The sequence below is a fragment of the Sphingomonas sp. Leaf23 genome (genome assembly GCF_001421585.1).
Lineage (GTDB): Bacteria > Pseudomonadota > Alphaproteobacteria > Sphingomonadales > Sphingomonadaceae > Sphingomonas.
Map to the genome: position 1 here is coordinate 901,628 of NZ_LMKR01000002.1, position 14,823 is coordinate 916,450.

The following is a 14,823-nucleotide window of genomic DNA, read 5'->3' on the forward strand; positions in this document are numbered from 1 at the left end:
GAACGAAAAAAGGCCCCGGCAAAGCCGGGGCCTTCGGATGAAACGGAGGGCACGGGCCGCACCCCCCGGATCACCGGCCCCGTTATAGGCGGAAGGCCACGCTGGCTGCGAAGGTACGGCCGTTCTTGTAGAAGGCGGTCGGACGATCGCGGGTCGCGTTGTACTGATAGTAGGTTTCGTCGAGCAGGTTCTGTGCGTTGACGGTCAGCGTGATCTTGGGCGTCAGGTTGACCGAAGCCGACAGGTCGAGCTGGCTGTACGGTGCGACCATTTCGCGCGAGTTCAGGCGACCGATCGTGCGGAAATAGCTCGAGCGGTAGTTGTAGCTCAGCCGCGTCTGGAAAATCCCGCTTTCGAAATACGGGATCACGTTCACGGTGTGCTTCGACAGGTACGGCAGGTTCAGTTCGGCACCGGTGGTATCGACCGAGGAGGTCGAGCTTTCCTGATACGAATAGTTCGCCTGGATACCGAAGCCGCCCCAGATTTCGCTCTGACCCGAAATCAGTGCGCCGTTGACCGTGGCCTTGCCGCCGTTGATCGGCTGATTGACGTTGTAGGTCGTCAGGCGGTTCTGCAGCGAGTTGAAGAACACCTGATTGGTGCGGGTGTTGATGATGTAGTTGCTGATTTCGCGGCGGAACAGTTCACCGGCGACCAGCGTGCCCGCACGCGGATACCATTCGGCAGTCAGTTCGTAGTTGACCGATTCATAGGGCTTCAGGTTCGGGTTGCCGCCACCGCCATCGAGCGTGATGTCGTTGAGCGAGGTCGCCGCCGCCAAATCCTGATAGCGCGGACGCGAGATCACCTTTGCCACCGCGCCGCGCACGATGAACTGCGGCGAGAAGGAATAGGCGACGTTCACGCTGGGCAGGAACTTCAGATAATCGGTCGCCGTGGTGGTCGGCACCGGCTGCGGGTTCACCGTGTTGCTGAGCGTGGTGGCGTAGTTCGACACGTCCTGCGTGTAGACGAGGCGACCACCGATGTTGCCGCGCCAGCCGCCCTGGTCGAAATTGGCCTGGACGTACGATGCCGCGACCGTTTCCTTGACCTTCGTCGACGCGCCGATCTTGTTGACCAGCGGGCTGTTGATCGCGCCGGCCAGGATATCGATCACCGCCTGTTCGGACAGGTTGAGGTACTTGGTCGCATTACCGCTGCCGCCGCTGCCCGAGAAGGTGCCGTCGGGGGTCGAGGTAGTATCGACGCCCAGCTGCGACCCGAGGCGCGACGTGGTCAGGTAGGTGTTGATGCCGCGCGCATCGACCCGGTTGACGTGCTCGGTCACGCGGCTGCCGAGCATCACTTCGGTGAACGGACCGAACGAGACCGGGATCGTCGCATCGTAACCGGCGTAGATGTCGCGGTCGGTCGTGACGCTGTAATCGAGACCGCCGATCTGGGCCGCGTTGAGCTGCGCGCCGTTGACGATGACCGGACGGCCTTCGATCTGCGCCGGGTTGTTGTTCGGGTTGGTGAAATAGTTGGCGGGGTTGGTCAGGTCGCCGACGAAATTGACCTCGGCCGATTCCGGGGTGAACGAATAGCTGAACGGCAGCTTGGTCTGCACGTTGAACAGATATTCGGGGTTGCGCCCGCCCGTCGCCTTCGACCAGCCGCCGGCGAACGACACCTTGGCGCCGTTGTCGCCTTCCCAATCGGCGAACAGGTTGATGTTGTCGGTCTTGAGCGAGGTGCGACGCACCAGCGTGTCGAGCTGTGCGCTCTGGTTCGGTGCGGCACCGAAGCTGGCGGCGGTGACGACGCCGTTGTTGACCGTCGCCGACTGCAGCACGCTGCCGGTCCAGGCGACCGGGATCGTGTACATCGACTGGCTATAGTTGTTGTACTTGCCGTCGATGTGCAGGCCGTTGAGCGAGAAGGTCAGGTTCTCGACCGGGCGGAACTGCACGGTGCCCGACACGCTGGCGCGCTCGCGGGTCTGCTGGAAATAGGCGTAGTTGATGCCGAACGGCGCGACCGCACCGATCAGATCGTTCTTGCTGCCGCCGGAAATCGTGGCGTTCGGGTTCAGCAGGATGCCCTGGCCCGACGCGTCGCGACGCACCGAACCATCGGCGTTCTTCTGGAAGAAATCGGCACCGCTCTGATAGCCGAAGAATTCGACGCCGGCGCGGGTCAGGTTCTGCTTGTCATAGGTTGCGGCGACCAGGAAACCGAACGTCTCGGCAGCGTTGCGCCAGCTGTAGAGGCCCGATCCGCGAATGTTACCCTTGTCGGCGCGGTCGTTGTACGAATAGCCGGCCGAGGCGAAGACCGAGTTCGCCGCGAGATCGAGCGGACGTCGGGTGCGGACGATGACGGTACCGCCAAGGCTGCCTTCCTCGATGCGCGGTTCGGGCGACTTGTACACTTCGAGGCGGTCGACCAGTTCAGGCGCCAGCAGCGAATAGTTGAAGGTACGGCTCGACGGATCGTTGTCGTTGCCACCCCAGTCGGCCGACGCCAGCGCGTGGCCATCGAGCAGCATGCGGTTCAGCGCCGGATCGGTGCCGAGGATCGCGACCTTTTCACCTTCGCCAAAGCGGCGGTCGATCGACACGCCGGGGATGTGCGACAGCGACTCGGCGACGTTGCGATCGGGGAACTTGCCGATGTCTTCCGCCGAAATCACGTCGACGACGGCGTTGGCCTGCTTCTTGACGTTGATCGCGTTACGCAGCGATCCGCGGATGCCGGTGACCACGATGTCGTCGCCGCCGGTCGCGGTGTCGTTCGACGATGGCGGCGTGGTGGTCGGCGCCTCCTGCGCGAACGCCGGCGTGGCGAGCGCCACCAGCGCGGTGGAAGCTAGATAAGCGAAACGCGAAAATGCCATGGACCCTACCCCTTATATCCGGGCGCGAAATGCGCCCCCCCGAATGTGGCCGCGACGGGCGAGACGACATGCGTCCAGCATTGGTACTAGATTGGCACCATGCAGGCTCGTTTTGGTCGAGTGCAATGTGACCAATCGCGATCATAAAATCTACATAAAAATGAAAACATCATGCACTGGTGAGAAAATTGTAGCCGAGACAGGCCAATATCGGTTGTTAGGTGCAATTTATAAGCGATAGGCGTAATTAAATTGCGCAATTGGCAACGCTGCTGCCGGTCGTGTAATCGATTAATCTAAGGCCAAAGCGCAAATCCGGGGCGGTCCAATCGCAACATCGGTAGCGGGCAAGCGGTGGAAAAGCCGTATTTCGGCCAGTCGAATCCGCATTGATTAATACCAAAAAGGTACCTATCCAGACTCGGTGTCCGTATCGTCCGCCCCTTCCGTCGATCGTTCGTCGGTCCAGCCTGTCGGCGGGGCCTTTTCCGAACGTGTCGGGCAGCTGCGTGGCGATGCCCATGCGCCGCTGTACGTCCAGCTGCAGCAGCTGGTGCGTGCCGCGATCGAGCGGCGCATCCTGCAACAGGACGACGCGATCCCGCCCGAACGCGACCTGGCCGCCGAATACGCGGTGTCGCGCATTACCGTGCGCAAGGCGATCGAGGGGCTGGCGAACGAGGGGCTGGTGGTGCGCCGTCGGGGTGCTGGCACTTTCGTCGCGGCGCGGGTCGACAAGAGCTTTTCGAAACTGTCGTCCTTTTCCGAAGACATGGTGGCGCGCGGCCGGGTGCCGAGCAGCGCGTGGGTGGCGAAGTCCGCCGGGCTGGTGACGCCCGAGGAATCGATGTCGCTGGGCCTGTCGCCGGGCACGCCGGTCTATCGGTTCCAGCGGATGCGCTTTGCCGACGACGTGCCGATGGCGGTCGAATATTCGGCGATCGCCGGCCACTGTCTGCCCAATGTCGATGCGGTCGGCGACTCGCTCTATGCGGCACTGGAAGTGACCGGGTGCCGCCCTGTGCGCGCGCTGCAACGGCTGCGGGCGATGGCCTTTCCCGCTGAACAGGCGAGGCGGTTGGGCGTCGAGGTCGGCCATGCCGGGCTGTTCATCGAACGGCGCGGCTTCCTGCCCGATGGCGATACCGTCGAATTCACCCAATCCTATTATCGCGGCGACGCCTACGACGTCGTTGCCGAACTGAACGCAAGCTGATCCGGCGCTGGCCGGGACCAAGAGGGGGTTCATGACGTCCATAGCCGAAGCCGTGCCAAAGCCGGTTGCTGCCCAAGATACCGCCATGCACCGGGAAGCCGGGGAAGGGGCCGCATCGGTCGCCCGGTTCCTGTCGCGCAACGCCGCGACGCTGGCTGCATTGGGCGAATCGCTGCGGGCCGATCCACCGGCGCTGGTCGTTACCTGCGCGCGCGGATCGTCGGACCATGCCGCGACCTATGGCAAATACCTGGTCGAGACGCTGTGCGGCGTGCCGGTCGCGAGCGCCGCGCCGTCGGTCGCGTCGGTCTATGCGACGCGGATGGCGCGGATGAACGCGCTGGTGATCGCGGTGTCGCAGTCGGGTCGCAGCCCCGACCTGCTGCGCACGGTCGAAAGCTACAAGGCGGCGGGCGCGCGCGTCGTGGCGCTGGTGAATGTCGAGGATTCGCCGCTCGCCGCGCTGGCCGACACCGTGCTGCCGCTGTCGGCAGGCGCCGAAACGTCGGTCGCGGCCACCAAGTCGTTCATCGCCTCGCTCGCCGGCCTTGCCGCCATCGCCGCGCACTGGAGCCAGGATGCCGAGCTGCTCGCCGCGCTCGACGGCCTGCCCGCGCAGCTGGAGGCGGCGTTCGATCTCGACTGGACACCGGTCGCCGATACACTGGTCGATGCGCGCAACCTGTTCGTGATCGGGCGCGGCTACAGCTTCGGCGTGGCGCAGGAAGCGGCGCTGAAGATGAAGGAAACCTCGGCGCTGCATGCTGAGGCGTTCAGCAGTGCCGAGGTCCGCCACGGCCCGATGGCGATCATCAACGACGGCTTTCCCCTGCTGGGTTTCGCCACCTCGGACGATGCCGGCGATGACGTGCGTGCGGCGGCGGCGGAGTTCGCCGGGCGTGGCGCGGCGGTGCATCTGGCCGATGCGGCGAGCGACGACAGCCATCCGCCGGCGATCCGCAGCCATGCCGCGATCGAGCCGATCCTGATGATCCAGAGCTTCTATCGCATGGTCAACACGGTGTCGCTGCGGCGCGGGCTGAACCCCGATCAGCCGCCGCATCTGCGCAAGGTGACGGAAACGCGATGAGCAACTTTGTCTTTCGCGGCGGGCGCGTCCTGGCCGGGCATTGCACGCAGGACAGCTGCGCGTTCCGGGTGGAAAACGGCGTCATCGTCGAATTTCATGCCGGGGACGACGCGGAGGTCATCGACCTCGACGGCGGCTGGCTGGTGCCGGGTTATGTCGATACGCAGGTCAATGGCGGCGGCGGCGTCCTGTTCAACGACCAGCCGACCGTCGAGGGCATCCGCGCGATCGGTGCCGCCCATGCGCAGTATGGCACGACCGCCTATCTGCCGACGCTGATCAGCGATTCGCTGGAGGTGGTTGCCGCCGGGCTGGACGCGGTGGATGCCGCGATCGAGGCGGGCGTGCCCGGCGTCGTCGGCATCCATGTCGAGGGTCCGTTCCTGAACCCGGTGCGCAAGGGCATTCACGACGACAAGCATTTTCGCGCGCTGGACGATGCCGCGATCGACCTGTTGACGTCGCCACGCAAGGGCGTGGTGATGGTCACGCTGGCGCCCGAGCGCAACGACGTTGCGTCGATCGAGCGGCTGGTCGCGGCGGGCGTGATCGTCAGCATCGGCCATAGCGACGCGACGTACGAACAGGCGCGCGCGGCGATCGATGCCGGTGCGCGGGGCGTCACGCACCTCTACAACGCCATGTCACCGCTGAAGCACCGCGAGCCGGGTGTCGTCGGCGCGGTGCTGGAGGACCAGAGCGTCTATGCTGGGCTGATCGTCGACGGGGCGCACCTGCACCCGGCCGCGATCCGCGTGGCGCTCAAGTCGCGACCGGTCGACCGGTTCATGCTGGTGACCGATGCGATGCCGACCGTCGGCGCGGCCAGCAAGGAATTCGTGCTGAACGGCCAGCCGATCCATGTCGAGAACGGCGTATGCGTCGACGACAACGGCACGCTGGCCGGATGCGACCTCGACATGGCGACGGCGGTCGCGAACACGGTCGCGCTGGGCGTCGCGTTCGAGGATGCGGTGGCGATGGCGTCGGCCAATCCGGCCGCGTTCCTGCGCCTGTCGCACCGCATCGGCAGCATCGATGTCGGCCACAGCGCCGATTTCGTGTGGCTTGCCGCCGACCTGACCGTGCGCGGTACGTGGATCGCGGGCAACCGCATCGTCTGAAAGATCCGGCCCGGCCCGCGCCATGGAGGCGCGGCCGGGCCAACTTACCCAAGGGGGCATTGATGACCGCCATCCAGCTGACCGCGCCGCTTCACGGTTGGGCGGCCGCGCTCGACGATGTGCCCGATGCGGTGTTTGCCGGGCGCATGCTGGGCGACGGCGCGGCGATCGATCCGCTCGGCACGACGCTGCACGCACCGTGCGACGGAAAGGTGCTGACGCTGCACGTCGGCGGCCATGCTATCACCCTGCGCGGGGATGGCGGGGTCGAGCTGCTGATGCATATCGGCATCGACACGGTGCAGCTGGGCGGCAGCGGCTTTACCGCAAGGGTCGCGGTGGGTGACACGGTGACGCGCGGCCAGCCGCTGATTGATTTCGACCTCGACGCGCTGGTGCAGGCAGCACCTTCGCTGATGACGCCGATCATCGTCACCAATGGCGACCGGTTCCGCATCACCGATCGCAGCGGTGGCCGGGTGGTCGCGGTGGGCGATGCGCTGCTGACACTGGAGCCGCTGGATGCGACAGCCGCTGCGCCCGATGCGTCGGGCGAGCGGGTCGTGAAGGGCGTCCGGGTTCCGCTGGCGCACGGCATCCACGCCCGCCCGGCGGCGCGCATCGGCGAGGTCGCGCGCGGCTTCACCGCCACCAGTTGGCTTGCGAAGGACGGGGCCGAGGCCAAGACTTCGGGTGCGGTCGGGCTGCTGGGTCTGGGCATCCGGTTCGGCGACACGATCCGCGTCAGCGCCAGCGGCCCCGATGCGGCGCAGGCGGTCGACGCGCTGGTCGCGCTGATCGAAGGCGGCATGGGCGAGGGCGTCGCCCATGCTCCCGCCGCACCGATCGCCGCGCCGCCGCCGGTGCAGCCGGTCGAACTGGCCGAGGGGCAGCTGGCCGGCACGCTCGCCGCGCCGGGCTTTGCAATCGGCACCGCGCGCTGGCTGCGCGTCGCCGATATTGCGGTGCCGGTCGACGGGCAGGGCGCGGGCGTCGAAGCCGCGCGGCTTGACAGTGCGCTGGCGGCGGTGCGCGACCGGCTGGCGTCGCAGGACGGCAGCGGGGCCGGTGCGGCGATCCGTGCGGCGCATATCGCGTTCCTCGACGATCCCGAACTGCGCGAGGCGGCCGACCGCGACGTGGGGGCCGGGCGCGATGCTGGCCATGCCTGGCGACAGGCGACGCGGGCACAGGCGACGACGCTGCGGTCGCTGGGCGATGCGCGGCTGGCCGAGCGGGCCGACGATCTGCTCGACCTCGAACGACAGGTGCTGCGCGAGCTGACCGGCGTGGCCGACGATGCGATGACCTTTGCACCCGGCACCATCCTGCTCGCCGACGACCTGTTGCCGTCGCAGGTGATGGCGCTCGATCCTGCCTGTGTCGCCGGCCTGTTGGTTGAGCGCGGTGGCCCGACCTCGCACGTTGCGATCCTTGCCGCGACGATGGGCCTGCCCGCGCTGGTCGCGGTCGGCGCGCCGCTGACGCATGTCGAGGACGGCACGACCCTGATCCTCGACGCCGATAGCGGCGTGATCCATGTCGCGCCTGACGAGGTGACGCTGACGCAAGCGCGCGGCGGCATCGAACGCCGCGCTGCCGAGCGTGCCGCCGCGCTGGCGCAGGCGGCGGAGCATTGCGTCACCACCGATGGCGTGCGGATCGAAGCGTTCGCCAATCTCGGTTCGCTCGACGACGCGGTCGCCGCCATGGCGAACGGGGCGGAAGGATCGGGGCTGCTGCGCACCGAATTCCTGTTCCTTGAGCGCGATACCGCCCCCGACGTCGCCGAACAGGCCGCATTGTACGGTGATATCGCGCGCACGCTGGAAGGTCGGCCGCTGATCGTCCGCCTGCTCGATGTCGGCGGCGACAAACCGGCATCCTACCTGCCGATCGCGCCGGAGGAGAATCCGGCGCTGGGCCTGCGCGGCATCCGCGTCGCGCTCGCCATGCCCGATATCCTTGAGGCGCAGCTGCGCGCGATCCTGTCGGTCCAGCCGGTCGGGCAGTGCCGGATCATGGTGCCGATGGTCGCCAGCGTCGAGGAAATCACCGCCGTCCGCGCGGTCGTCGACCGGTTGCGCGGCGAGATGGGGATTACCGAGCGGGTCGAGGTCGGCATCATGGTCGAAACCCCCGCGGCGGCGGTCACGTCGGCGACGCTGGCCGCGCACGCCGATTTCCTGTCGATCGGGACCAACGACCTGACGCAATATGCGCTGGCGATGGATCGCGGCAATCCGGCGGTGGCCGGCGGGGTCGATGGCCTGCACCCGGCGGTGCTGCAACTGATCGCGCATACGACCGACGGCGCGAAGCGGCACAAGCGCTGGGTCGGCGTGTGCGGCGGGCTGGCGTCCGATCGACTGGCGATCCCGCTGCTGGTTGGCCTTGGCATCACCGAATTGTCGGCGTCGCCGCGCTTCGTACCCGAATTGAAGGCGCTGGTCCGGCGCCTCGACACCGCCGCCTGCCACACGCTTGCCATCCGCGCGCTGGCGGCATCCTCCCCGCGCGAGGTCCGCGCGCTTGCCCGCGAATTCCTTCAGGAGCTATCCGCATGAAGTCGATCGTCGAAGCGCTGCAACCGATCGGCCGTGCGCTGATGCTGCCGATCGCGGTCCTGCCGGTGGCGGGGCTGTTGTTGCGGCTGGGCCAGCCCGACCTGCTCGATATCGGCCTGCTGGCGGCGGCAGGCGATGCGCTGTTCAACAATCTGGGGCTGTTGTTCGCCATCGGCGTCGCGTGCGGCATCGCCCGCGACGGCAATGGCGCGGCGTGCCTGGCCGGGGTCGTTTGCTATCTGGTCGTCAAGAACGGCGGGCCGGTGTTCCTGATCGTGCCGGCCGACGTGACGCAGGGCTTCAACGATGCCACTGCCGCCATCCTGTCGGCCGCGTGGAAGGCTAAGGCGTTCGGCAAGCTCGACGTGCCGATCGGCATCGTCTCCGGCCTGATCGGTGGAAGTTTCTACAACCGGTTTGCGACGATCAAGGTGCCGGAATATCTCGCCTTCTTCGGCGGGCGCCGTTTCGTGCCGATCGTCAGCGGGCTGGCGGGCGTTGGCATCGCCATGGTGCTGGGGCTGAGCTTTGCCGGGATCAGCAGCGCGCTCGACCTGACCAGCCGCGCGCTGGTGGCATCGGGCAGCTTCGGGCTGTTCGGGTTCGGCCTGCTCAACCGGCTGCTGCTGGTGACCGGGCTGCACCATATCCTGAACAATGTCGCCTGGTTCGTGCTGGGCGATTTCAACGGCACGACCGGCGATCTGCGGCGCTTCTTCGCCGGCGATCCGACCGCGGGGGCGTTCATGGCCGGGTATTTCCCCGTCATGATGTTCGGCCTGCCCGCCGCGTGCCTTGCCATGTATCGATCGGCCCTGCCCGACCGGCGCAAGGCGGTGGGCGGCATGCTCCTCAGCCTCGCGCTCACCAGCTTCCTGACCGGGGTGACCGAGCCGATCGAGTTCTCGTTCATGTTCCTCGCGCCTGTGCTCTATGCGATCCATGCGGTGCTGACCGGGGTGTCGATGGCGGTGATGGATGCGCTGGGCGTGCGACTGGGTTTCGGTTTCTCCGCCGGGCTGTTCGATTATGTGCTGAACTATGGGAAGGCGACCAAGCCGCTGCTGCTGCTGCCCATCGGCCTCGTCTATTTCGCGGTCTATTATGGGGTGTTTCGCTTCTTCATCGTGCGGTTCGACCTGAAGACGCCGGGCCGCGACGCCAGTGTCGCGCCGATGGGCGGTGCGCCGGTCGCGGCGGGCGAGCGGGGGCGGGCGTTCCTCGCGGCGCTGGGCGGCAGTGCGAACCTGGCCAGCATCGGGGCATGCACCACGCGCCTGCGTCTTGTCGTCGCGGATCAGGCGCTGGTCGACGAAGCCGCGCTGAAGGCGCTGGGCGCGATGGGGGTGATCCGTCCGTCGGATCGCGCGGTGCAGGTCATCGTCGGCCCGATCGCCGACCAGGTGGCCGAGGAAATCCGTGCGGCCGGAGCCGGTGGCCCGGTGGCCGTGGTCGCCGCGACGGAAGCGGTCACGACCGATGTGGCCGTCGACCTGTCGCCCGATCTGCTGGCGGCACTGGGCGGGGCGGCGGCGATTGCTGAGGTGCAGGCGCTGGCCGGGCGGATTCGCATCGAACTGCGCACGCCCGGCACGATCGACCCGGCAACGCTGCCCGGCGTGCGCGCCGCGCGGCAGGTCGCGCCGACCGTGGTACATGTGCTGGTCTGACAACGCTGGCGGTGTGTTGCGCAAATAGCGCACCGCATCGCAATATCGTTTGCAGGGATGAAAACCAGTTTCAGCTGATATTGACGCGGCTGGTCGCTGGCGAAAGAATGTCTCGCAGGTGAAATAAAGCGCGTGGGAGGACGGTCGGTGGTTCGGCCGCGATGCGGGGAAGGGGCGAACAGGGTCGCCCGGCCACCCGCATCGTGCAGGGCCAACCCCGACGGGCCGCGCGGCACCACAAGGGGGACGTTCATGCAATCGATCACCAAGCTGCTGACGACATCGTGTCTTGCGACCATGCTGGCGGGCACCGCCCATGCGCAGGTCGTGCCGGTGGAGGCCTTGCCGGAAACCAACACCGCGTCGACGACCAGCGACGACGACAAGGCGATTGTCGTCACCGGCACCCGCATCGTCCGCCCGAACAACAAATCGGCCGCGCCGATCGCGACCGTGACCGCGCAGGAAATCCAGGCGCAGGGCGCGACCACGATCGAGGAGGTGCTGAACCGCCTGCCGCAGGTCGCGCCGAACGCCGAACAGAATTATGCCGAATCCAGCGGGCGTCAGCGGATCAAGCTGCGCAGCCTCGGTTTCGAACGCACGCTGACGCTGGTCGATGGCCTGCGCCTTGGCATCCAGAACGGCCTCGACGTCGGCATCATCCCGGCCACGCTGGTCGAGCGGATTGACGTGCTGAGCGGCGGTGCGTCGTCGGTGTACGGTTCAGACGCGGTATCGGGCGTCGTGAACTTCATCCTGAAGAAGAATTTCGACGGCGTGGAAATCAACGCCAACTATAATTTCTACAACCACCAGAACCGCGAGAACGCCGTGACCGACGCGGCGCGGCGGTCGTTCTTTCAGGCACCGACCGGCCTGACCAACGATGGCGCGCGGATGGACGTCACGCTGACGGCGGGCAAGTCGCTGCTCGACGATCGCGTCAACCTGACCGGCTTCTTCAGCTATCGTCAGGCGGATCTGCTGCCGCAGGGTTCGCGGTCGTGGTCGGCATGCGAGGTGACGACGCCGACGCGGGATTCGGCGCTGAGCTGCACGCGTAGCCAATACACCCAGGTCGGCACGATCATTCCGGGCGCCGGCGCCAATGCCGGGCGGGTGCTGGTCAACAATCCCAACGGGTCGGGCAACTTCATTCCATGGGGATCGACCCAGGGCGCCGCGGCCAATCCGTTCGATGAATTCGCCGCCCAGCGTCAGTTCAACCGCATCAACGCCGGCGGTTTCCTGACCGTCAAGCTGTCGGATGCGGCCGAAATCTATTCGACGCTGCTGGCGTATCGCGACCGGTCGCAGAACCCGACTCCGTTGCGCGTCTATCCGGCCAGCGTCTTCGGCGCGACGTCCTACCAGGTGAACTGCAACAATCCGTTCCTGTCGGCATCGCAGGGGCAGACGCTGTGCGGCAACGCCGCCGGCACCAACACGCTGGTCCCGTTCAACCTGCTCTACCGCTTCGACGGGCTGCCCCCGGCGTACAACAAGTTCGAGAACAAGGGGTATCGCGTCACCGGCGGCATTCGCGGCAACGTGTTCGACGCGTGGCATTACGATCTGTCGGGGGTGTATTCGACGAACACGTCGAAGCTGACCTATCCCGCATTCCCGAATTTCGACCGGCTGCGCCAGGCGCTGATCGTCGATAACGTCAACGGGGTTCCGACCTGCCGCACCGGCGGTGCGTCCTGCGTGCCGTTCAATCCGTTCCGGCCGTATAACAACGACGCCGCCTTCGCGAACTATGCGTTCGAGAATGTCGACGGGTCGGAGGTCAGCAAGCCCAGCATGTGGCAGGTGCTAGGAACCGTGTCGGGCGACCTTGGCACCTACGGCATCAAGTCGCCGCTGGCCGAACAGGGCGTCGCGATCGCGCTGGGCGTGGAATTCCGTGCCGAACGCTATATCGAGACCGCCGACGCGCTGTTCCGTCAGACCAATGGCGGTACCGATGCGCGCTTCACCCAGAATATCTGGGAAGGCAACGTCGAGGCGCAGCTGCCGATCGTCGAGGATCGCAGCTGGACCAAGCTGCTGCAGGTCAATGCGGGCTATCGTCGTTCGAAGTATAACCGTCTCGCCGGGTCGTTCGACACGTGGAAGGTCGAGGGGCTGTGGGCGCCGGTCGACGACATCACCTTCCGCGGATCGATCAACAAGGCGCAGGCGGCACCGACGCTGACCCAGGTCGTGTCGGCCAGCAACATCAACTATGTCACGGTCGGTTCGCGCAACGATCCGTGCGCCACCACGCCCGATCCGCAGAATCCGGGGCGCTTCCTGGCCCCGGTTGCCAGCATCGAAGCGTGCCGCGCCACCGGCCTGCCGGACAATCTGTACGGCAGCCAGACGCTCAGCTGTCCTGACGGCCTGTGCACGATCCGCAATGGCGGGTTCGAACTGGCCCCGGAAACCGCCTATACCAAGACGTTCGGCGTCATCCTGCGCCCGCGGTTCCTGCCGGGTCTGACCGTCTCGATCGACCGGTTCCTGATCGACCTTGACGACCAGATCAATTATTTCGGCGCGAACGATTTCGTGAACGGCTGTATCCAGACGCAGAACCCGTATTTCTGCCGCGGGATCGTGCGCAATCCGGGGACGTACACGCTGTACAGCCCGGCAACCGGCAACCCGTCGACCGGCTTCTTCATCCAAGGCACGAGCAACGGGTACAAGAGCGACTCGCATGGCTGGGATTTCCAGAGCCAATATGCGCTGAACCTCGACCAGGCGGGTCGGGTCGACCTGAGCTTCAACGGCACGCTGATGACCTCGATCGGTGGGCAGGATTCGCCGACGGTCGGTGCGCGCCAGTGCGTCGGCTATTACGGCCCGTTCTGCGGCGAAGGCTTCCCGAAGTGGACGCACGGCCTGCGCACCACCTGGTCGTCGCTGGAAAACGTGGTCAGCCTGTCGCTCAACTGGCGCTATCAGGGGCCGATGACGATCACCTACAACGCCACCGCCGATACGGGCATTCCGTATGGCGCGGCGGATCGTCGCACGACCTATAACCGCATCCGCGATTACAATTACTTCGACCTTGCGGCGACGTTCAACGTGGCGAAGCGCTACACGCTGCGGCTGGCGGTCAACAACCTGTTCGACCGTGATCCGCCGCTGATCCCGAACTCGCGTTCGCTGCTCGGCCTGCTGCGGAACAACACGCTATTCCGGTACGACCTGCTGGGCCGTCAGATCGTGGCCGGCGCGACTGTTCGTTTCTGATCCCGTTCCTATTGTGACGAAAAGGCCCGCTCCCCCAACCGGGGGGCGGGCTTTTCCATGTCAGGCGCGGCGCAGGCTGGCGGATTTGACGATGGTGCTGCGGCCGTCGTCGCCGGTCACGGCATAGGTGAAGCCCGGCAGGATCGCGAACGCGCCGACCTGTCCGTTCCGGTCCATCGCGAGGAAGCCGACCTGCACGCCGTCGAGCGCCTTCCCGCGCAGCTTCGCGATGTGGTCGACCGCCTCGCGACAGGCGTTCATCGGCGTCATGCCCGCCCGCAGCGAGGACACGACGCGGGCGGTGCCGGCGATCCGGGAGACTTCTTCGCCAAGGCCAGTGGCGGTGGCGGCACCGACGCCGGCTTCGACGAACAGGCCGCTGCCGACCTGCGGTGAATCGCCGACGCGGCCGTGCAGCTTGAACGCCATGCCCGACGTCGTGCAGGCCCCGGCCAATTCGCCGCCGGGGGCGCGGGCGATCATGCCGATCGTGTCATGGTCGAGCGGCCCGCCCAGCGGCGCGCGCACATTCTCGCTATTGGCGACGGGGGCATATTTCGACGTTTTCAGCCATTTGCGCCATTCGGCCTCCGCCTCCGGCGTCAGCAGCTTTTCCGGGGTGAACCCCGATTCCAGCGCGAACTGCCGTGCGCCGTCGCCGACTAGAAACGTGTGCGGCGTGCGCTCCATCACCGCGCGCGCGACCGAGATCGGGTGGGCGATATCCTCCATCGCCGCAACCGCGCCGACATGGCCCTTGTCGTCCATGATGACCGCATCCAGCGTTACCCGCCCGTCGCGGTCGGGATAGCCGCCCTTGCCGACCGAATGGTTCGACAGGTCGGCCTCGGGCACCTTCGCCCCGGCCTCCAGCGCGTCGATCAGGCTGCCGCCGGCGCGGAAGCGGGCGACGGCGGCGTCATTGGCGGCGGCGCCGAAGTCCCAGGTGGAAGCCACGCGCAGGGTGGACGCGGCGCGGGGTTGCGCGGGCAGGCTGGCGGCACCGGTCGCGGCGGCGAGGCCGGCAATGGCGGTGCGGCGGGTGATGGTCGGCATGGG

8 protein-coding genes are annotated in these 14,823 nt (G+C 66.6%); 6 read left to right on the top strand and 2 right to left on the bottom strand.

The features are described 5' to 3' along the window. Positions 1 to 82: 82 nt before the first annotated feature. Positions 83 to 2,845 (bottom strand): TonB-dependent receptor, encoded by a 2,763-nt coding sequence (locus ASE67_RS07915; RefSeq protein ID WP_055758838.1) that lies wholly within the window; start codon positions 2,843 to 2,845, stop codon positions 83 to 85. Between the two features lie 505 nt (positions 2,846 to 3,350). Here ASE67_RS07915 and ASE67_RS07920 point away from each other — a divergent pair. The 6 genes from ASE67_RS07920 (at position 3,351) to ASE67_RS07945 (ending at position 13,764) form a co-directional block, all read left to right on the top strand. Further along, positions 3,351 to 4,061, top strand: coding sequence for a GntR family transcriptional regulator (locus ASE67_RS07920; RefSeq protein WP_443025552.1), 711 nt, complete (start codon positions 3,351 to 3,353; stop codon positions 4,059 to 4,061). Positions 4,062 to 4,092: 31 nt separating this feature from the next. After that, a complete protein-coding gene (locus ASE67_RS07925) occupies positions 4,093 to 5,151 on the top strand; it encodes an SIS domain-containing protein (RefSeq protein ID WP_055758844.1) in 1,059 nt (352 codons plus the stop codon). Continuing rightward, a complete protein-coding gene (gene nagA / locus ASE67_RS07930) occupies positions 5,148 to 6,275 on the top strand; it encodes an N-acetylglucosamine-6-phosphate deacetylase (RefSeq protein ID WP_055758847.1) in 1,128 nt (375 codons plus the stop codon). The genes ASE67_RS07925 and nagA overlap by 4 nt, the downstream gene beginning before the upstream one ends. Before the next feature lie 62 nt (positions 6,276 to 6,337). Next, positions 6,338 to 8,842: a phosphoenolpyruvate--protein phosphotransferase gene (gene ptsP / locus ASE67_RS07935; protein ID WP_055758851.1), complete on the top strand. Its 2,505-nt coding sequence runs from the start codon at positions 6,338 to 6,340 to the stop codon at positions 8,840 to 8,842. Further along, a complete protein-coding gene (gene nagE / locus ASE67_RS07940) occupies positions 8,839 to 10,512 on the top strand; it encodes an N-acetylglucosamine-specific PTS transporter subunit IIBC (protein WP_055758854.1) in 1,674 nt (557 codons plus the stop codon). Before ptsP ends, nagE begins: the two co-directional genes overlap by 4 nt. A gap of 252 nt (positions 10,513 to 10,764) precedes the next feature. Continuing rightward, positions 10,765 to 13,764: a TonB-dependent receptor domain-containing protein gene (locus ASE67_RS07945; protein WP_082457005.1), complete on the top strand. Its 3,000-nt coding sequence runs from the start codon at positions 10,765 to 10,767 to the stop codon at positions 13,762 to 13,764. Positions 13,765 to 13,824: 60 nt separating this feature from the next. Here the strand turns inward: ASE67_RS07945 and ASE67_RS07950 are convergent, their stop codons facing one another. Further along, positions 13,825 to 14,820: a N(4)-(beta-N-acetylglucosaminyl)-L-asparaginase gene (locus ASE67_RS07950; RefSeq protein WP_055758856.1), complete on the bottom strand. Its 996-nt coding sequence runs from the start codon at positions 14,818 to 14,820 to the stop codon at positions 13,825 to 13,827. Positions 14,821 to 14,823: the final 3 nt, after the last annotated feature.